This is a genomic window from Pseudomonas arcuscaelestis (genome assembly GCF_016881005.1).
Classification (GTDB): domain Bacteria; phylum Pseudomonadota; class Gammaproteobacteria; order Pseudomonadales; family Pseudomonadaceae; genus Aquipseudomonas; species Aquipseudomonas arcuscaelestis.
Genome location: NZ_JACOPV010000002.1, coordinates 290,317 through 308,939, shown reverse-complemented (window position 1 = coordinate 308,939; position 18,623 = coordinate 290,317). Strand labels below are relative to the sequence as shown.

Here is an 18,623-nt window from a genome sequence, read left to right as displayed (position 1 = left end):
GCTAGAGAGGGTCTGTAACCAGGTCGAAATGATCCTTGGATAGCGAATAACTGGCAACAACAAAAGCACCGGAGTTGTCGGGCGGCAGAATATCAGGATCGGTCATCAAAGGAGGGTGCGCCGGGTTGAAGGCGCTGTCATTATCATTCATTGATAGTGATTCCTTTAACGTGCAGTAACGGAGTGAGCGGCTGTATAAGTCGTTCGTTAGTGTATTTATCAGTGCGCGGCATAACGGCCTGTCTGTGACACGCACGCATAAGCGGAGTAGGATGGGGCGTGATGAGTTAGTCTGCTTCTTAATAGTCTCCTTGGAATAAATCTGAATGTTTGCCGTTGCAGATAATATGTCAGCAGAAAGCCCAGGGTTATATTTTTTTGAAGCTAAAGAACTACGCGTTACCGCGGATAAAGTGCATGGGTTATAAAGCCACCTCGACGCCAGCAATCAGGGTCAGCAGCACAGATTTCCCGCCGCTCAAGGGTGGGCGGGCGCGGCGAGAAAACCTGTGCTGCGAAATATCCCTGGAAGGCGTCGATGTGGGCCTTGCGAAATTCTGGCCTTGGATCTTTAATTGTTACTGAATGTGAAATCACTGCTACGTTAGTTATTGATTCAATTACGTTTAAGAATAGTTATTTGATTGCTGCTGGATTTTTCGATCTGCCACTGAACTACAACGCACAGGAAGTCAGGAAGGATATGAAAGAGAGAATGGTGGCAGTTGCTCGAAAATTCGTATCTCCTTCAATGCGCTACGCGTTGCGCTCGTCGTTGAGCCGGTGCAAGGACATCCTCGGGTGTGCCTGTCTGTGGCGTTGGGAGGTGGCCAGGTTCAAACTGCAGCAGCAAAGCCCATACGAAATCCTCTACATCGGTAGAAAGCAGCGCCGGGAGATGGCCAAGCTATTGATCGGGGGCAAGAATCCCAACGCTACTGCGCCGCTGGTCCCAGCCCCAGGGGCTGGCGAGTCGAACCATGTGGTCGTGGTCAGCGAGATGCCGACAGCTGGGGCGCTCAATGTTCCCCATTACCTCAGCGCGGTGGTGCCGCTGGGGCGCTCGCTCGAAGAGATCACCGCACGCTACGACAGCGAGCTGCGCCGAAGCATCCGCAAGAACCGCCCTTTGTACTGGATCAAGCAGGCTGTGACGGATGCCGAGATTGCAATGGCTGACAAAGAAATGCTCAGACCATACGCCACGGCAAGGCAGGGTATTCATGCCGCGCAGTTTCCCACTGAAGAAGTCTTTCGCATTGCCAAGACAGTTGGCCGCCTGGACCTGATCATGCTCGGCGACGAGGTGGTGGCGTGTCATCTTGGCTGCGAGATTACCCGCGATTCGAAGCGGTACTGGAGCACACTGCGATTCGGCTATCGCGAAGCGATTTTCTCCGATGCGAAAAAACTCAGGGACGTTAACTCGATTACCACTTACATGGCGCTCGAGTGGGCAATAGAACAGGGGTTTGACTTTTACGACATCGGGCTTTGTCTGGCCCGCCCCGATGATGGGCTGTTGAAATGGAAGCGAAGACGTGGCGGTGATATCGATTCTTTAGGTAACCACGCCTATATGTTTATTCGCTTGCCCAAAACCGGAACTGCGCAGTTCCTTTGGGACACCCCGCTGTTTGCTGTCGAAGGAGACAAGTTGACCCTCCACCTTGGCCTGCCAGAGGGGCCAAGCGCTGATGAAGTTGCCAGTCGTTATCACGAAATGGTCTTCGGCGGGCTGCACAAGATTTATCTCTATGGCGCGAAGAGTTCCGCCGAGGCGTTCCTTGAGACGTTGCGAAGTCGCTACGCCACTGTGAACGCGCCGCCCTTGATGGAAACGGTGCCGGCCAACTAATTCAATAGCTGATCCCGCCTAAAACAAATCCAGCGCCTGTGTCTGGGAATTGATCGTGCCCCGAAGGGAGTGCACTTCATGGAAACTGATGCCTCGAATTTCAGTGTTTCTGCTGCTGAGAAACACAAAAGAATTTCACTTGCCGCCTACACGTTCATGGCAAGAAAGCGGTTGGCTCGAAAAACTCAAATCGACTTGAAAAACATAGCGACGAAAAGCTGGGATATTGCCCCCGGTGAAACGTCGATCTCGCCCCCGGCCTATTTTCTTCCCAACCAACTGGAGCGAGTAACAGGGTGGGAGGCGCGGTTTTTTCCCTATGTTCACCCCGCTCGCACCATGCAAGGGCGACAGCCTGTCGAGGAGGGCCCTACCCGAGGCCACTTGATCAAGGATGTCTGGCTGATTGACGGCGCGCTGTACAAGCACAACGCAAGTCACTGGCTATCGCTCAAGCCCAACAAGTTTCCGCGTATTGTCGTGGAGAATGAAATCGACCGCGGCGCGGCCTACTGCACGCAAAACGGCAACACCTGGTTTGGCACCTGGCTGATGGAAGACTGTGTGACCTATGCACTGGCGTGCGATGAAGGTATTCCGGTAACCACCGCACCCTCTGCCAAGTTTCCGCTGTTTACCCAGGCCCCGGCGTATGAAGACTGGCTCGGCATGCAGCCACTGCGACTACGGGGCGCGTTTTTCCGTGAGCTGGTTCTGTTTGATGATTTGAGCAACAACCGCAGCAGGCACTTACGCTACCAGGCGATGGGGGAAAAACTGCTGTCGCATGTTCGCTACTCCTCCCACCCTGGTGTGTTCATTCTTCGCGGAGGTGACGGCGACTTGCGTTTGTTGCGCAACGAACTTGAGCTCGCCGAGCATTTACGCAAGACCCGTGGTTTTCGCGTTCTGGATCCTTTGAAGACAGATGTCCCAACGATAGTGGCCACCTGTGCAGGGGCCAGGGTAGTAATCGGTGTCGAGGGCAGCCAACTGGTACATGGGGTGAATGTGCTGCCACCGGGTGGATCGCTGCTGACACTGCAGCCACCCAATCGTTTTGTCAGCTATTACAAGTTCCTCACCGATCGCGATTATCAACACTTTGGCTTTGTGGTTGGAACGCCCGAAGGCAACGGCTTCAAGATCAGCCTGGAAGAAGTGGAGCGAACACTGGATCTGTTTCCTGACTAAAAGCACAATAAATCGACTCTTAAGCTAAAAGATTCGTATTTAACTTCTCACCGATGAAACACAGCAGTCGGTTGAATGCCCGGTTAAGCGACCGTTCGTCGTCGCTAGGCGCGAATTAGCCAAGGGGTTTACGCCGAAATTTTGCTTCGACGGTTAGCCGTCGCCGCTTGCAGATACCGTTATCCAACTTGCTACCTTTCGCAAACCCGCGAGTTTGAGCGTTTGGCTTTAATTGGCGCGGTGAAGTTTAATTTGCTGACGGCAATTTGACGCAAGAGGCCGGCGCCCATTGAGATTTATTATGGTGTCGGATCGTTGACGTGATGTCATTGTGCTCATAAGCTCAATTTACAAACAGAGAGTCTTCCTGCCCGCACGCTGTACATCTTTTTCTCTACCGGTTTTTTGCTGGAGGGGTTATGCGTTCGACATTGTTGATAAAGTCCATTTTTTTGTTGGTGCTCATGAGCGGTGCGGCAGGGGCGGCAGATTCTTATATGAATGATACAAGTGTGGTGCCCGTGGCAACGGCGGGGTGGATTTTTTGTTTTGCGGTGATTGGTTTTATTGCCGTCGCCAATCGACAAAAAATTTAAAACGCGGTGGCCGGCAGTTACTGCAGTTATTGCCTTAAAGCAAGTCGAACGTCTGGAACTGATACGCGGTATTCAATATAGCGGGGACTTCGGATAGCACCTTGTGTATTCCCGGACCATTGCTATATTCCATTGGTCAACCGCCCTCGGGCAGCCTGTGAAGCGCGGTTGTGCAGCGTCGCAGTACCGGACCTCGGAGTAGGTCGACGCTTTCGCGGCAGGTGTATCGCTGCGAACAGAGCGAGAGATTGTATGTTGTTCTCATTCAGTGCTCATTGCATGGCCATACGGCCGGAGGGATCCTCATGGTGCGTTTGATGTCTTGCGTACTCTGCGTGCTGGTGGTGTGGTCTGGCCCTGGCATGGCTGTCGAAAGAAGCGCCGCTTACTTGCTCAACCCAGGTGATGTGGTGGAGATTTCCGTTTGGCAGGAAGATAACCTGCGGCGGGAAGTCAGTGTTCTACCCGATGGCAGTATTACGTTCCCCTTGGTCGGTCAAATCCAGGTCGCAGGATTGGACACGGCTGAAGTCGAGAAAAAAGTTGCGACCAAGCTCGAACAATTCCTCCCCGATCCGAATGTCAGCGTGGTTGTCAAAAGCACCACCGGCAACCTGCTTTATGTCCAAGGCAAGGTGATCAAACCTGGCCCGGTGCAGATGGCAGGCCCGACTGCAGTGCTACAGGCCTTGAGTATGTCTGGTGGCCTGGACAAGTTCGCGGATGAAAGCGCCATCAAGGTGATCCGTCTCAAGGGCAATTCGCAACAGGTATTGCCCGTGCACTACAAGGATTTGATTTCCGGCCGTGACATGTCTACCAATATCCAACTCCAGGCCGGCGATACGCTGGTCGTGCCTTAACTTGTCGGGCCTGAAAAGACCTCTAGTGCCTCTACTGCGAACAACCGGCGTTGCTACAGCAATTCTTGTCTTGCCGGTTCCGGGCATGGTCCAAGCCGCAATATGGCAGTCCTCTGCAGTACTGCCGACAACTGTCGAGTACGACAGCAACCCATTACTCTTGACGTCTGAGGAGAAGGGTGTGACGCGTACCTACATTGCACCCACTTACAGTCTTGTCGGTACGTTCGACCAGGATCAGTTGCGCATGGATCTTGGCGTGAACGTTTTGCGCTCCTCCGACACCTCGATAGTCGACAACCGTGAAGACCCTAATGTCAGCCTGGGCTGGCAGCGAGAAACCGAACGTGGTGGTTATGGTCTGGTAGCGCAATACAGCGAGAGCTCGACGTTGTCGGGCGCCGTTCAGGATACGGGGGTGGTTACCACCGATGGTACGCAGAAGCTGTATTCGCTGGCGGCGAATTGGAGCAGGGCTATTACCGAGCGCAACACACTGTCCAACGAAACCCGCTACAGCAACGCGCGGTACGACATCAATTCGCTGACCGGTTACGACGAGATTGCCAACGTGGTGACCTGGACTTACGCCTGGAGTGAACGTACCCAACTGTTTACTGACTTCGGTGCAAGGCGCTATGAACCTGAAGACGACAACAGTGCGGCGGCCTCGAACAGCTATACCCCAAGCGTCGGGGTGAAGTACCAGCTCACCGAGCGCCTTGAAAGCACGGTGCACGTAGGTGTCAACAAGGTCTCTGGATCCGATGGCGGTCGCCGCGGGGAAGGGGGGCTTTTACTTCGCTACACGGGGGAGCGATCTGATGCGAGCCTTAACGCCGAACGGACTACGTTCGCCAGTGCAGAAGGGGGGTTCACCGAACAGGATTCGGTACGCGGGGTGTGGAGTTACGCCGTTGACGATCTCAGTCGCGTGGGCCTCGACGCTGCCTGGCAAGACAGCAAGGGCCAGACCCCGAACACCTTGCAGACCTATGGGGCCTGGGCCAGTCGCGAGCTTTCGCCTTTTTGCGATCTGCGCCTATCGTTGATGTACAAGGAACGCCAGCAAGACGACTTGCCAGATGCTACAGGTACGATCATTGGATTGACTCTGACCTATAGATTTCCCGACCTCTGAACTTCGGCAGCGTGGCCACTATGAAATCTGAATACGAGATGTCTCTTAACGATTACATAGCCATTATCAAAGACCGGGCGCTGCTGCTGGGGGTGAGCATCGTGGTCATCCTGGCGGTGACGGTGGCGGTCGCCCTCACGGTCCCTCCCATCTATCAATCGACAGGCACCATCCTGGTGGAATCGCAGCAGATTTCACCGGAACTGGTTTCTGCGAACAACAACAGTTTTGCTGACGAGCGTATCGAGGTCATTCGCCAACGGGTGATGACCCGCGAAAACCTCCTGCGGATCATCAACAAGTACGATCTGTATGCCGACAAGGGTCGCCAGTTCAGCGACATCGACAAGATCGACTTGATGCGCAATTCGATTGTCGTCGCAAGCTTAAGTACCTATATAAAAGGGCGGGGCGAGGCGACTGTCGCCTTCAACGTTTCGTTCGAGCACAAGCGCCCGGAAGTTGCCAAGGAAGTGGCCAGCGAATTGGTCACGCTGTTTCTTGACGAGAACATGAAGCAGCGTACTGAACGTGCCAATGAAACAACCGTGTTCCTGACGCAGGAAGCGAACAAGCTCGGTGCCGAGCTCGCCAGCCTGGAAAACCAGTTAGCCGACTTCAAACAGGCGCATGCCAATGCCTTGCCTGAGCATCAGGCATTGCGCATGAGCATGTTGTCGCGCGCCGAACTGGAGTTCAGGGAAGTGGATCGCGACTACAAGACGGCCCAGGAAGAATTGCGTTATCTGGAGCTGGAGCTGTCGGCTGCCAACGCCGGGTTGACCACCAAGGCAGAGAGCGCTCGAGGCGCAGTGGAGCAGCCACAGGACCTGCCTAGCCTCAAGGCCGAGTACGCCAGGCTGCAGACTAAATATAAGGACGCGCATCCAGATGTGATCGCCGTGAAACGCAAGATCGAGGCGCTGCAGGCGTCCGGTGGCCGGGGTGCCGCCAATGCTTCGGTAAGCCTGGATGTTGCCCGGGTGCGTACCCGCATCGGTGCTGCCCAGGAGCGTATCGCTTCACTGGCCGAGCAAAAGCGCCAGTTGGTGAAAAAAATGGAAGGCTACGAGGCGGAGATTCTTGAGACGCCGCAAGTTGAGCGCGGCCTGGTCACCCTCATGCGCGACCATGACAACGCGCGCAAGAAGTACGAAGAAATCCGTGCCAAGGAAATGGGTGCGAAAATTACTGAAAGCCTCGAGCAGGAGAACAAGGCCGAACGCTTCGTGCTTCTTGAACCTCCGCTGATGCCAGAGAAACCCATCAAGCCGAACCGTAAAAAAATTGCCGCCTTGGGCCTGGTGTTGGCACCGGCCGGTGGTGCGGCACTGGTCATGCTCCTGGAGTTGTTGAACCAGCGTGTTCGCGGGATGGGGGCGTTGGAGAGTGTAGTGGGCAGACGCGTGCTGGTGGCCATTCCCTACATTCCGACTCAAGCGGACACGGCGCGGCGCAAACAGTTGCTGAAGTGGTTGGTCATCGCCGCAGCTGCGTTGATGGCTATCATGTTATTGATCGTGCATGTGTTCTATATGCCTTTGGATGCACTGCTCTTTAAAGCTATGGCTCGGTTTGAATAGGGAAAAGCAGCGATGGATAGGATTACGCCGGCTTTTGGAAAAAACATTCTTCAGGTCGCTCCCGCCTCTGGCGAGGCGCCGCAGGCAGCGCCAGCGGCTGAACAGCCTGAAGCCCTCGGTCAGTTCGATTATGTCCAAACCAAGGTGGTGCCGTTGCGCGCAGATCACCTTGAGCGCAATCGTATTGTGGCGTTCAACAAGAACTCGAACATGAGTTCATCGTTTGACCTGCTGCGAACGCAAGTACTGCAGGCCATGGAAGAGAATGGCTGGCGCACCCTTGCCATTACCTCGCCAACGCCGGAGGCGGGCAAGACGGTACTGGCAATCAACCTGGCGATGAGCATCGCCCACCACACCACCAAGACTGCCTTACTGGTGGACTTCGACCTGCGCCGTCCCCGAGTGGGGGCGAGCCTGGGACTGCCGATGGAGAAGTCGCTCAATGAGCTGCTTGCTCATGAAGCGTGGTTGGAAGAGGTGATGGTCAACCCGACATTGCCACGCTTTGTGGTGCTGCCAACGCGTGAGCCCATTGCGCATTCCACCGAGATGCTGTCATCGCCCAAGGTGAGCAATCTGATCAGCGAACTGCGCGACCGGTACGAGTCGCGTATTTGCATTTTCGATCTGCCACCGCTGTTGAGCTCCGATGACGCGATCACCATTTTGCCCAAGTTCGACTGTGTGTTGCTGGTGGTTGCCAACGGTGACAACAGCAAGAAAGAGATCGAGGACTGTATGTACCATCTGGCGACGGCCAACCTGATCGGAGCGGTCCTGAACAAGGCTGACACCCAGGTTCGTTCCTACTACTGAGGTATGGGCTGCCTTGGCACTGACACCGTCAGTGCCAAGGGTATTTCTGTTCCCAGTTCCAGGCATGGCTGACGATTTGCTCAAGCGCCGCGAATTGCGGCTGCCAGCCGAGTATCGCCTTGGCTTTACTAGCGTCAGCCACCAACCGCGGCGGGTCGCCAGCCCGACGTGGTGCATCGCTGACAGTGATCGTGCGGCCGGTTACGGCGCGTGCGGTGTCGATGACTTCCTGCACCGAGAAGCCCAGGCCGTTGCCGAGGTTGAACGCCGCGCTGGCACCGCCTGCCATCAGGTAATCCACCGCCAGCGAATGAGCTGATACCAGGTCGGCGACGTGGACATAGTCACGGATGCAAGTACCGTCTGGTGTGCTGTAATCGCGACCGAAGACGGTTATCGCTGCTCGCCGTCCGGCCGCTGCCTGGAGGATGAGAGGGATCAGGTGGGTTTCCGGTTCATGGCATTCGCCAATCTGCGCTTGGGGGTCGGCACCCGCGGCGTTGAAGTAGCGAAGGCAGACCGACTTCAACCCGTAGGCATGATCGAAGTCTTCGAGTATCTGCTCCACCATCCATTTGCTGCGACCATAGGGATTGATGGATGCCTTGGGGTGCGCCTCGTCGATCGGCACGTATCGTGGGTCGCCATAGACGGCGGCAGTCGAGGAAAACACCAGCTTGCTGATGCCGGCCCGGACCATGGCCTGAAGCAGCGTCAGCGTCGCCGCTACGTTGTTCTGGTAATACTTGCCAGGGTCGCTAACCGACTCACCCACCTGGATGAACGAGGCGAAGTGGAAGACCGCCTCAAATTGATACTCGGCAAACAGTGCATCCAGCGCGCGCGCATCGGCGATGTCCAATTCCACCCATTTGATTCCGGGGCCCGCGGGGGCGATGTCTGCCACAACGACTTCATGTCCTGCCAGCAGCAGGTGCTTGACCATGTGCGAACCGATATAACCTGCGCCGCCGACAACTAAAAACTTCATCCAAGCCTCCTGGAATCTGTTGTTGCACAGGCGCAGAGAGTGGTATCTGCGCATTCGCCGCGGGAAAGAAACGCGTGGCATATCCGCTTGCCAACCTGCTTGAAGCTGCGTCGGCGGTGCAAGTCTCCTGAGACTGTAGAAGGCCAAATGGGCTATTTCAAGAACAGCCAGTTAGACATTTGCTGAGCGTCGAGTTTGATCCTGTAGCGGCCGTTCTCGTAGGTCGCTGGCAGTTCTTTCAGAGGCGCCTGGGCCTGGTAGCTGAACAGCTTCAGGCCTGCAGGGGCCTTGATCGCCAACGTGCCCTCCAGGGGTTCGACGTAGAACGGTGTGCGGTCGTTGTCCCTGGGCACCGCACGGGCTCCCAGGGAAATCATCAACTGCCGTGACTGGCTCAACGGCTTGGCATCTAGACTTTGCACCACGACACTGGCATACAGCGTTTTCACCCTGACCTGAATATCGCCAAGATCGACGCTGGTGCCGCCGAGCCAGCCGGTCGCGGCCTGGGTTAGGGGCGTATTGATGGTATAGATGCCCTGCTGCCAATTGCGCTTGAGTTCACCGGTATCGGTAGTCGACTCAGTGGCATCGGCCTCGAGCAGCGACTGCTCAGGATTGTTCAGTACCTTGGCCCCGTCGGCAATTACGCTGGGTTTGAGCCAGGGTAACTCCGAGGTTTGCGGCATGGCGATCTGCAGTTTGCCTTTCTCCATCGCGGTGCGCAGGGCAACGGCGTTGCTCGGGGTGATCGACTGATTGAACAGGGTGGCTGGGGTCGGGGCGAAGACATACATAGTCGTTGCCTCGCGCACGTCGGCGCGACGATAGAGCAGGGCTGCCGCAGGAAGTGTGGCGAGCATCGCCGGGTCGTTATAGGCGTGCCAGTTGCCTGCCGACACCCACTCGCTGAACAGCCCTTCCTGGCTGTAGGCATATTGCATCATTGCATCCCAGCCCTGATGACTGGCGGTGCCGGCAACATAGAGTGGCAACGAATGACGATCAGGGGTGGGGAAGGGCTCGGTGTTCCACTCGGTTACGGTCAGGGGCATGCCCGACACTTGCCCTGCTGCGAGCCAGTTGACCATGTTGTCGCTGGTCAGCGGGTTTTTCTCCAACTGGCCGATGCCGCCATAGCTGTGCACATCGATTACGTCGCCGGCGGTAAGGGCCGGCAACGAGCTCAGGCCATTGCCTCCCCAGGTACTGGTGGTGGCGATGGGCACTTGCACCCCCAGTGCGCGCAGGTGGGCGATCATATCGACGTTGAAACGGCGCTCCAGATCGTTGAGAAACAGCTTCGACGGACCATGCTCCCAGGCGCGCCAGGTTTGGTCGGCAGGCAAGTTGTGACGCAAGGCAAATGCCTTGGCTTCATCCATGTACAGGCGGCTGTGCTTGGGTACATCCTTGTCCGGTAGCAGGGCATTGCCGTAGTGGTGGGTGATGTCGTTTTCGTTGGTGATCAGTACCGCAGCAATTGCCGGGTCGTCCTTATAGGCAAGACCTGTGTAGGGGTTCACATGGGTCACGTAGCGCTCGGTAAAGCGCTTCATTGCCTGGGCAATGGTGACGTTCACATAGGCGTAGCCCTTGAGGTCGGCCCTGCCTCGATCTTCGGGTAGCTCGTTGAAGGCATAGATATTGTCGTTGGCGGTAAGGATGCGCTGCACATGCATGTCCAGCCATACATAGATGCCTTCGTCCTTCAGGCACTTGATCCACCAATCGATCTTGCGTAACGATTCGGCGCTTAGCTGCTGGGTGTCGCGCACCACGGTGCCATCGCCAAAAATATTCGGGAACACCCACGGCGAATCATGGTGGTGAATCCGCACCAGATTGAAACCCAGCTTCGACAGGCGCTTGGCTTGCCGCTTGATCTCATCGTCTGGCGTTTTGAATATCGCGTACGCCGACATATTGGTACCCCAGAAGCGCGCCGGGGTGTTGTCGGCAAACAGCAGTTGTTCACCAGAGGCCTTGACGAAGCCGCGCTTGCCTGCCGGCTTTTCCGGGGCGTTGAGAAACGACAGATCGACCGGCGAGGTTTGCCAGTCCACCTGGTCCTTGGGCCAGGTGCTGGGGTCGGCGAGGCCGAAACGTTCACTTGCTGTTTGCCCCAGTGAAACATCACCAGACACTCTCAGTGCCGCTTTGACCTTCAGGCTGCCGGGGGTGATCGTGTCCTTGTAGAAAAACGCCCGCACTTCGGAAGAATCGCCGCGCTCGAAGTACACCTTGGCCAGCGCTGGCTCGAAACGCATCTCGATATACGGGCCTTGTCCTTCCTTGCCCCAGGACCAGCCGCGATTATCCCCAAGCAGCACCGGGTCGCCCATTTCCCCAGCGATCAGCGTCGGGTCGAAGAGAAACATCATGCCGCCACCCTCGACGTTCCTCTGCGTGCTGTGTGCCTGTAGGTCGAAGTTCCAGGTCAAGGTCTGCGCGGAGGGCTGGTGGATAGCGGCCGTCAGATCGAAGTCCAGCGCTTTGTTGTTGGCGGTGAGGCTGTAGCGATAGGGTCCGTCTACCTTGAACGAGCCGCTAAGCCCGGTCCACGACCAGTCCGGCCCCCAGAAATTGAATTTCGACATCATTGCCGGGCCGCCGCCACGGGTCAGGGTTGGCAAGCCATTCTGCTCATCTACGGTGACGGTCCATGCCGCAGCCTGGCTGGCCAACGGCAGTATTGCCAGGCCAAGGAATACCGCAGCCCGAATGACGGGGCGCAAGGAAAATGAGGTCATCGACATTACCTGGGTTGAAGGCGAACACTGGCACCGGCAATGCCTGCGGTCTGGGTATGTTGGAGCCTGCGCACCATCTGGACGTACGCCACGCCCAGGCCTGCGACCGTCCAGTAGACCACGGGTATCAAGGTGATACTGCTGACGGTAAAAATGATCACCAGGATCCCTGTCAACGTCGCAAACAGCGCTCGCCCGAGCCGTCGTTGCTCGCTGTCGCGGTCGGGAAACAAGCGCATGGCCTTGCGTAGACTCAACAGCACCGCGGCGAAAAACGCCACGAAAAGTCCCAGACCAACCAGGCCGGTCCGCAGCGCCAGACCCAGGTAGGTATTGACGACGTCGATGATGCCGTCACCCTGGATCATCTCCTGCATTTCGGGCGTGTTGCGAAAGTCGTAGGTGCCGAGCAGCGGATTGCGCTGGATGACGATCCACGAGTTGTCGATCAAGCGCTCCCTGTAGGTGATGTTCTCTTTTTCGAGGTTGCCAATGAAGGGCAGCATGTCGACGATCTTTTCCCCTCCCGGCATCACGCTTAGCAGTGGCAGGGCCAGAACGCCTGCCAGTGCAAGCAGCGTCAGACGCTTGACTGCGCCCCGGCCGGTGGCGATGAATACGCCGATAATGATTGCCGCACCGATCCAAGGTCCGCGTGACAGCGGCGCAAACAGCCCGGCAGCCAGGAGCAGGGCGCCGAGGCACCGCTGCAGCTTGCTGCCGACATAGCGCTGCACAAACAGGAACAAGCCGATCCCGACGCTGATCACGTAACCCAGCACGATTGCTTGTCCGGTAGTGGCGCTGGCGCGCAATGAACCACCTCGGCTCAAGTAGCTGGACATTTCCCATTGTGTGCCCAAGGCATCGAGCAGGGCGTTGTACAGCAGCCAATGGCGGGCCGTTTCAGCGACGCCGATCAGTGCCAGCAAGAAAGCTGCGAGCACGAAGGCCAGCATGGCGTCCTTGAAGTCGCTCAGGTCTTTGAGTGCGCGGCTGGCGACGTAATAGGGCAGGAACATATCGATATACAGGTAGAACGCCTGGCGCAAGGCGTCGGTGAATGTGGTTTCACGCAGGTTGAGCGCAGTGATCAGCACGAGGCTGGCGGCCAGGAATCGATCGGGCCAGGTTCGACCAAAAGAGAGCGTATCGCTCTGTTTGCTCAAGGCCAGGGCAACCGGCAGCAATAGGCACAGTGACAGCAGGCGCGCGTGGTTCAGGTCGAACAGGTAGTTGACCGCGCCAAATGCGGGAACCCGTACCGCCGCCTGGGGCATTAGAAATAGCAGCAGGAAGAACAATGCCATGGGGTTGCGTTCGCGACGCCTGGCCAGGGTCAGGACAATCGCCGCCACGCCGGCATACACCCAAAAGCTATGGGAAAAAAACGCCAACAGGGTCAGCGCGAACCATAAATTACGGCGCCGCTTGAAGTCGGCAACAGGAATCAGGTCTGACGCTGGCCGGCGCGCGAGGGTAAAGACAACGACTGCCAGAAACAGAATGACGATCAGCGCGCGAAAATGTTCAGGCATTGGCTATGGCACCTATCCCTTGGTGGACGACGGCTAGCATCATGGCTAAATGAAACTATAGTGACTTCTAGCGATTCAGTCAGAGATTGATGTCATGCCGTCGATTGATTTGTCTGCACCCCTGAGCTTTATTTATTGCACGGCGTGGGTCGATGCCTGGAACGGGCTGAAAATGACGGGCGCGCCGGCAATCTTCTGCGCATACCAATCGACAAAGATAGATGTCGTTGCACTGACTTTCCAATGATTAGCCGGTGTCAGCCGTCGGCAGCGGTAGTGAGTGCGAATAAAAAAATGCTGAAAACTTCAATGGCATAGGTCTTTGAATCATGGGGAAGCTTCAGTTTTGTACGCCGTTGTGGGGTCGCCGGGGCTTTCTGGGAAGTTGCGTGTTGTTGGGCGTCGGTGCCGCAGTGTTCGGCGTCCCAACCCAGGCAGCGCGCAGACCTGTTGAAAAAGGCGGGTTTGTCCTGATCAATGGCTGGGTGTTGCCTTCGCAGGTCTTCAAGGACGAGCAAGCATGATCAAGGACTATGAGACGCAAAAGACCCTGCGCGAGGCCTATGATTTTTGCATTGTTGGCGCCGGCCCTGCCGGTATCACCCTGGCGTTGCAACTGGTTGGCGCCGGTAGGAGCGTGGTGCTTATCGAGGGTGGCGGGCACGAGTTTTCATCGCGCTCGCAGGATTTTTACCAATGCACCTCGACCGGGCTTGAGCTGTACCCCGACGGAACTCGGTTGCGCTATCTAGGTGGCACCTCCAACCACTGGGCGGGTCGATGCCGTCCTTTCGAACCTTCCGATTTTGTTGTCGCCCCAGCGGGCGGGTTGCCGGGCTGGCCGATCCCCTTTGAGCAGATCGACCGCTACCTGCCCGCGGCCATGAGCATCGTCGACCTTCCCCAAGGGGCACAGTTTCGGGCTGAAAATATGGGCTTGAAAGGCGGCGAGTTTGACGCTGATCGCTTCCTGCTCAGCCCACCGACGCGCTTTGCGCAAAAGTATGCACAGGCGCTCAATGAAACCGAGGGGCTGGATGTCTTCATCAACTGCAACTGCGTTGACCTGGAGTTCGAACAGGATTCGGGACGCTTGGCAGCGGTGGTGGTGTCTGACTACCAACTCAATCGCGAACGCCTGGTGGCGAGCAACTTTGTCCTGGCGATGGGCGCCATTGAAAACGCCCGGCAATTGCTCAACAGCGAGTCGCTGTCGGTCGCGGGTGTAGTGAACAAAGGAGGGCTGGTGGGGCGGTGTTTCATGGAACACCTGAACATCGACATGGGTACCTTCATCTTGAAAGAGGGCCAAGGCACCGAGCCTCGTGAGTACTACACCACCGATGCTTTCATTGCTGAATATCATTCCGGCAAGGGCAATGTCTCCACCACGGTTCTGTCGGAAGTCAGAACCTACGGTCGAACCGCTGAAGTGAAACGCTTTCTCGAAACGCTCGCCTGTGAAATGGGGGTAGCCAGCAAAATCGAATTCATTGCCAAATTCAGCTGCCCAGGGGACGGCGTGATTACCACGATGATCGAACAGTTTCCCAATGCCCAGAGCCGCATCTCGCTGCTCGACGAAAAAGACCGATTGGGTGTGGCCAAGGTTAATGTCAATTGGGTACTGAGTGACGATGACCGACGCACAATCAAGTGCATTGGCGGTGAAATGGCAAAGAAGTTTGCCGAGGTCGGGCTCGGTTTCGTCAAGCTCAACAGCTATGTGTACGACACCGCGGTGGACTTGAAGTTGTCGCCGCACGCCCACCACATGGGCACCACGCGGATGGCAGCGACGCCGGAATTCGGTGTTGTCGATGAAAACTGCAAGGTCTTTGGCACTGACAATCTGTACGTCGCAGGAAGCAGCATTTTTGCTACCGGTGGTGCATCCAACCCGACCATGCCGCTGCTGCAATTCGCGCTCAGGCTGGCGGATCACCTGAATGACAAAATGAGCTTGGCGAGCAGTGGAGTTTCTTGAACGAGAGCAAATCAGCTAGGGCTGAAGGCAACAAAGCAGTAGCAAGTAGGTGAGCGCAGTTCGGTCAGTACCAACAAGAACGAGACCGAATTCGACTCAGGGACGGTCCAAAATCGCTTCATTTGCGAGGGTCGCAGAATGTTCAGATGGGTAAGGAAGGCTTTGACGCATTATGTCATTTCAACCGGGCGAGGAGGCTCAACGTACAAAAAGTTCTGCAAACCGAATGGGCGAGAATGGGGAGAGTTCCTGACTCGATGGGGGAAATTTCACTCAGTCGGTACCAACGTACATATCAATTGTGGCTGCAACGTGACCGACCCGACGCTTGTGCGAATTGGCAGTAACGTCGGCCTCTCGGACTGTACCCTGATCGGTCACGACGGTGTGGTTGCACTGATTGAGGTCTGCTACGGCAAGCAACTCGATTCGGTCGGCTATATTGATATTCATGACAACTGCTTTATCGGGCACGGTGCGATTGTCATGCCACGGGTGACCATCGGGCCTGATTCAATCGTTGCAGCAGGAGCCGTGGTTACCAAGGATGTGCCACCGGGCACGGTCGTTGGCGGCAACCCGGCAAAGGTCATCTGCTCGACCGAGGAGCTGATCAGGCGGGTTGAAGAACGCTGCGCTGCCTATCCGTGGATCGATCTGGTGAAGCAACGCCAAGGTGCCTACGACCCAGCGCTTGAACCGACACTGGCGGCTCAGCGCAGGCAGTACTTTTTCGGGGAAGGTAGTAATGGATAAAAAGCCCGTCGATGTGCTGGTAGTCAACTTCAATACCGCGGGGTTGCTGCAGCCCATGTTTGACGCGCTGCGCCGGGCTGATAGTGAGCAGCTGGCGAGTTATCTGGTGGTGGACAACGCCTCGGTCGACAACTCGCTTGAGTGCCTGGCCAAGGTATGCCCGGAGGCATTGGTGCTCAGCAATGAGAAAAATGTCGGTTTCGGGCGTGCCAACAACCAACTGCTCGAGCACCTGCAGGGCAAATATGCCCTGCTGCTCAACACCGATGCTTTCGTTGCATCCGACACACTGCGCAAAACCGTCGAGTACATGGACGCCCACCCGGAGTGCGGCGTTCTTGGCGTGCGCCTGGAGGGGCGCGAGGGAGACCTGCAACCCAGTTGTCGCTACTTTCCGACACCGTTGAACATCTTCGTCTCGCGGACCGGCCTCGGGCGCTTTTTCCCAGGGCTGAAAATGGTCGATGAGATGAGCTGGGAACATGATTCGGTCCGGGAGTGCGACTGGCTGCCGGGCTGCTTCTACCTGGTTCGCCGGGAAGTGCTCGAGCAGGTGGGTCTATTCGATCCCCGCTACTTTCTGTACTTCGAGGAAGTCGACCACTGCAAGCGAGTCAAGGAAGCGGGTTGGAAGGTGGTGTTCTACCCGCATACCACGGTCGTGCATATAGGCGGTGAAAGCTCAAAGTCGGTTGCTGAGCTTGAGGCTGCCAGTCGCCAGCTATCGACCTATCAGATCGAAAGCGAGCTTCTGTATTTTCGCAAGCATCACGGCGTGCTCGGGCTGGCCTTGCACATGTTCCTGGTAAACCTGGGCGATCTGCTCCTGGCGCTCAAGGCGTTGTTGAAAGGACGGGGTTGGGCGGCCATCAAGTCGTGCTGGCGGCATACCCGCGCCACCTGGTCGCTGCTGTTCGATACCCGGTTTGCGAGCCAACCCACACGGTAGGTGAAGTCATGTTTGAAAATATACGTGCGGACTTGCGTGCACATGGAGGTGACTGGGGGGCTCAGGGATTCTGGGTGCTGTTGGTGTACCGGTTTGGACGCTGGCGCTACAGCCTGCGTCCGGCGTTACTGAGAAAGCTCTGCTCCTTTGTCTACAAGGTGCTCTTCAAGTTTGTACAAATACTTACTGGGGTAGAGCTGCCGTGCGAAGCGGTCATCGGGCGCAATTTTGTCATCGACCATTTCGGCGGAATCATCATCAGCGGCTACGCCCAATTTGGCGATGATTGCCGTATCCGAAACGGTGTGGTGGTCGGCTTGAAGAATGTAAACGAGCCGACGGCGCCGGTGTTCGGTAACAACGTGGATATTGGCGCGGGTGCCAAAGTGCTCGGCAACATACGCATTGGCAATAACGTGGTGATTGGCTCGAACGCAGTAGTGTTGATGGATGTACCGGATAACTCCCTGGCTGTGGGAGTACCGGCAACTATAAAAAGTAGAAAACACGCAGAAGACATGGAATACACATGATTCAACCGATGTGCAGCACGCTAGAACGGTTGTTTTGTTGAAGTCCTTAGGTGGGGCGCATGCTGACAGGTATTGGTGTTGTAGTTATCGGTCGCAACGAAGGCCAGCGCCTTGAGCGTTGCCTGGCGTCGTTGCGGGGAGGGGCGGACAAAATTGTCTATGTCGACTCCGGTTCGACCGATGGCTCGGTGCAAATGGCGCTGGCGCGCGGGGTGCAGGTGCTGTCGCTGGACCTGAGCGTTCCTTTCACTGCCGCACGCGCTCGCAACGAAGGATTTGCCTGCTTGCAACGGCTGTTGCCAGCGATGCGCCATGTGCAATTTGTCGATGGCGATTGCGAGGTCGATGCCGGCTGGCTGGCCAATGCCCAGGCCTTTCTCGACGCTCACCCCGAGGTAGCGGTGGTGTGTGGGCGCCGTCGCGAGCGTTTCCCGCAACGTTCGGTGTACAACTTGCTGTGCGACCTGGAATGGGACACGCCCACCGGGCAGGCCAAGGCCTGCGGTGGTGACGCGCTGATGCGTGCCGATGCCTTCGCCGCGATGGGTGGGTATCGTCCGGACTTGATCGCCGGGGAAGAGCCGGAGTTGTGCGTACGCCTGCGCGCAAACGGCTGGAAAATCTGGCGGCTGGCCGCTGAGATGACCCTGCACGATGCCGCCATGACTCGTTTCAGCCAGTGGTGGCGACGTAGCATGCGCACCGGCTATGCCTTTGCCGAGGGCACTTTCCTGCATGGGGCAGCACCAGAACTGCATTGGCAGCGCGAATCGCGCCGTGCCTGGATCTGGGGGCTCGGTGTACCGCTGGCTATCATCCTGGCGAGTGTACTGCTCGGCGGCTGGGGGCTGCTTCTACTGTTGATCTACCCACTACAGGCTGTACGGCTGGCACGCCGCGGCAGTCGATCTGCACGGGAAAATTGGCTGCAGGCAGTGTTCCTGGTGCTTGGAAAGTTTCCCGAGGTGCTCGGCCAACTCAAGTTCCTGTTGAACAGATACAGTAGCGCCAAGCCGGCATTGATTGAGTACAAGTGAGTTCTGTCCCTAACGCGAGCATTTA

16 protein-coding genes are annotated in these 18,623 nt (G+C 56.8%); 12 read left to right on the top strand and 4 right to left on the bottom strand.

Annotation, left to right across the window (positions count from 1 at the left end):
* Window position 1: 1 nt before the first annotated feature.
* The gene (locus H8F21_RS03685) at window positions 2-151 is read right to left on the bottom strand and encodes a hypothetical protein (protein ID WP_203479301.1); all 150 of its coding nucleotides are present in this window, start codon (window positions 149-151) and stop codon (window positions 2-4) included.
* Between the two features lie 552 nt (window positions 152-703).
* Here H8F21_RS03685 and H8F21_RS03680 point away from each other — a divergent pair.
* The 7 genes from H8F21_RS03680 to H8F21_RS03650 all read left to right on the top strand — a co-directional run bounded on the left by H8F21_RS03680 (window position 704) and on the right by H8F21_RS03650 (window position 8,054).
* On the top strand, window positions 704-1,858 hold the full coding sequence (locus H8F21_RS03680; RefSeq protein WP_203479373.1) for a GNAT family protein: 1,155 nt from the start codon (window positions 704-706) through the stop codon (window positions 1,856-1,858).
* A gap of 78 nt (window positions 1,859-1,936) precedes the next feature.
* Complete coding sequence (locus tag H8F21_RS03675) at window positions 1,937-3,052, top strand: glycosyltransferase 61 family protein (RefSeq protein WP_203479300.1); 1,116 nt, start codon at window positions 1,937-1,939, stop codon at window positions 3,050-3,052.
* A gap of 419 nt (window positions 3,053-3,471) precedes the next feature.
* Window positions 3,472-3,648: an EPS-associated small membrane protein EppA gene (gene eppA, locus H8F21_RS03670; protein WP_168198461.1), complete on the top strand. Its 177-nt coding sequence runs from the start codon at window positions 3,472-3,474 to the stop codon at window positions 3,646-3,648.
* Window positions 3,649-3,953: 305 nt separating this feature from the next.
* Window positions 3,954-4,511, top strand: a complete 558-nt coding sequence (locus H8F21_RS03665; RefSeq protein WP_203479299.1) for a polysaccharide biosynthesis/export family protein — start codon at window positions 3,954-3,956, stop codon at window positions 4,509-4,511.
* A 25-nt stretch (window positions 4,512-4,536) separates the two neighbouring features.
* Window positions 4,537-5,652: a hypothetical protein gene (locus H8F21_RS03660; protein ID WP_203479298.1), complete on the top strand. Its 1,116-nt coding sequence runs from the start codon at window positions 4,537-4,539 to the stop codon at window positions 5,650-5,652.
* 20 nt (window positions 5,653-5,672) lie between these two features.
* Window positions 5,673-7,235, top strand: a complete 1,563-nt coding sequence (locus H8F21_RS03655) for a GumC family protein (RefSeq protein WP_203479297.1) — start codon at window positions 5,673-5,675, stop codon at window positions 7,233-7,235.
* 12 nt (window positions 7,236-7,247) lie between these two features.
* Window positions 7,248-8,054 (top strand): CpsD/CapB family tyrosine-protein kinase, encoded by an 807-nt coding sequence (locus H8F21_RS03650; protein WP_203479296.1) that lies wholly within the window; start codon window positions 7,248-7,250, stop codon window positions 8,052-8,054.
* Between the two features lie 28 nt (window positions 8,055-8,082).
* Here H8F21_RS03650 and galE read toward each other — a convergent pair whose 3' ends face one another.
* From galE to H8F21_RS03635, 3 genes are all read right to left on the bottom strand, one after another.
* Window positions 8,083-9,045 carry a UDP-glucose 4-epimerase GalE gene (gene galE, locus H8F21_RS03645; protein WP_203479295.1) on the bottom strand — a complete coding sequence of 321 codons (963 nt, stop codon included), beginning with the start codon at window positions 9,043-9,045 and terminating at the stop codon, window positions 8,083-8,085.
* Between the two features lie 152 nt (window positions 9,046-9,197).
* Entirely contained in the window at window positions 9,198-11,798 is a 2,601-nt protein-coding gene (locus tag H8F21_RS03640) for a glycoside hydrolase 5 family protein (RefSeq protein ID WP_203479294.1), read from the bottom strand.
* 5 nt (window positions 11,799-11,803) lie between these two features.
* Complete coding sequence (locus H8F21_RS03635) at window positions 11,804-13,336, bottom strand: O-antigen ligase family protein (RefSeq protein ID WP_203479293.1); 1,533 nt, start codon at window positions 13,334-13,336, stop codon at window positions 11,804-11,806.
* Window positions 13,337-13,856: 520 nt separating this feature from the next.
* On the opposite strand from H8F21_RS03635, the gene H8F21_RS03630 reads away from it, so the two are divergent.
* The 5 genes from H8F21_RS03630 (at window position 13,857) to H8F21_RS03610 (ending at window position 18,598) form a co-directional block, all read left to right on the top strand.
* On the top strand, window positions 13,857-15,323 hold the full coding sequence (locus H8F21_RS03630; protein WP_203479291.1) for an FAD-dependent oxidoreductase: 1,467 nt from the start codon (window positions 13,857-13,859) through the stop codon (window positions 15,321-15,323).
* Window positions 15,324-15,461: 138 nt separating this feature from the next.
* On the top strand, window positions 15,462-16,079 hold the full coding sequence (locus tag H8F21_RS03625) for an acyltransferase (RefSeq protein WP_136475924.1): 618 nt from the start codon (window positions 15,462-15,464) through the stop codon (window positions 16,077-16,079).
* Window positions 16,072-17,028 carry a glycosyltransferase family 2 protein gene (locus H8F21_RS03620; protein WP_203479290.1) on the top strand — a complete coding sequence of 319 codons (957 nt, stop codon included), beginning with the start codon at window positions 16,072-16,074 and terminating at the stop codon, window positions 17,026-17,028. Before H8F21_RS03625 ends, H8F21_RS03620 begins: the two co-directional genes overlap by 8 nt.
* 8 nt (window positions 17,029-17,036) lie before the next feature.
* Complete coding sequence (locus tag H8F21_RS03615) at window positions 17,037-17,561, top strand: serine O-acetyltransferase (protein ID WP_203479289.1); 525 nt, start codon at window positions 17,037-17,039, stop codon at window positions 17,559-17,561.
* Between the two features lie 59 nt (window positions 17,562-17,620).
* Window positions 17,621-18,598 carry a glycosyltransferase family 2 protein gene (locus tag H8F21_RS03610; protein WP_203479288.1) on the top strand — a complete coding sequence of 326 codons (978 nt, stop codon included), beginning with the start codon at window positions 17,621-17,623 and terminating at the stop codon, window positions 18,596-18,598.
* Window positions 18,599-18,623 lie beyond the last annotated feature (25 nt).

Excerpts from the sequence above, each read along its gene's own strand:
- H8F21_RS03685 (WP_203479301.1), bottom strand. The coding sequence starts at position 151 with ATGAATGATAATGACAGCGCCTTCAACCCGGCGCACCCTCCTTTGATG.
- H8F21_RS03680 (WP_203479373.1), top strand. The coding sequence starts at position 704 with ATGAAAGAGAGAATGGTGGCAGTTGCTCGAAAATTCGTATCTCCTTCA.
- H8F21_RS03675 (WP_203479300.1), top strand. The coding sequence starts at position 1,937 with ATGGAAACTGATGCCTCGAATTTCAGTGTTTCTGCTGCTGAGAAACAC.
- eppA (WP_168198461.1), top strand. The coding sequence starts at position 3,472 with ATGCGTTCGACATTGTTGATAAAGTCCATTTTTTTGTTGGTGCTCATG.
- H8F21_RS03665 (WP_203479299.1), top strand. The coding sequence starts at position 3,954 with ATGGTGCGTTTGATGTCTTGCGTACTCTGCGTGCTGGTGGTGTGGTCT.
- H8F21_RS03655 (WP_203479297.1), top strand. The coding sequence starts at position 5,673 with ATGAAATCTGAATACGAGATGTCTCTTAACGATTACATAGCCATTATC.
- H8F21_RS03650 (WP_203479296.1), top strand. The coding sequence starts at position 7,248 with ATGGATAGGATTACGCCGGCTTTTGGAAAAAACATTCTTCAGGTCGCT.
- galE (WP_203479295.1), bottom strand. The coding sequence starts at position 9,045 with ATGAAGTTTTTAGTTGTCGGCGGCGCAGGTTATATCGGTTCGCACATG.
- H8F21_RS03640 (WP_203479294.1), bottom strand. The coding sequence starts at position 11,798 with ATGACCTCATTTTCCTTGCGCCCCGTCATTCGGGCTGCGGTATTCCTT.
- H8F21_RS03635 (WP_203479293.1), bottom strand. The coding sequence starts at position 13,336 with ATGCCTGAACATTTTCGCGCGCTGATCGTCATTCTGTTTCTGGCAGTC.
- H8F21_RS03630 (WP_203479291.1), top strand. The coding sequence starts at position 13,857 with ATGATCAAGGACTATGAGACGCAAAAGACCCTGCGCGAGGCCTATGAT.
- H8F21_RS03625 (WP_136475924.1), top strand. The coding sequence starts at position 15,462 with ATGTTCAGATGGGTAAGGAAGGCTTTGACGCATTATGTCATTTCAACC.
- H8F21_RS03620 (WP_203479290.1), top strand. The coding sequence starts at position 16,072 with ATGGATAAAAAGCCCGTCGATGTGCTGGTAGTCAACTTCAATACCGCG.
- H8F21_RS03615 (WP_203479289.1), top strand. The coding sequence starts at position 17,037 with ATGTTTGAAAATATACGTGCGGACTTGCGTGCACATGGAGGTGACTGG.
- H8F21_RS03610 (WP_203479288.1), top strand. The coding sequence starts at position 17,621 with ATGCTGACAGGTATTGGTGTTGTAGTTATCGGTCGCAACGAAGGCCAG.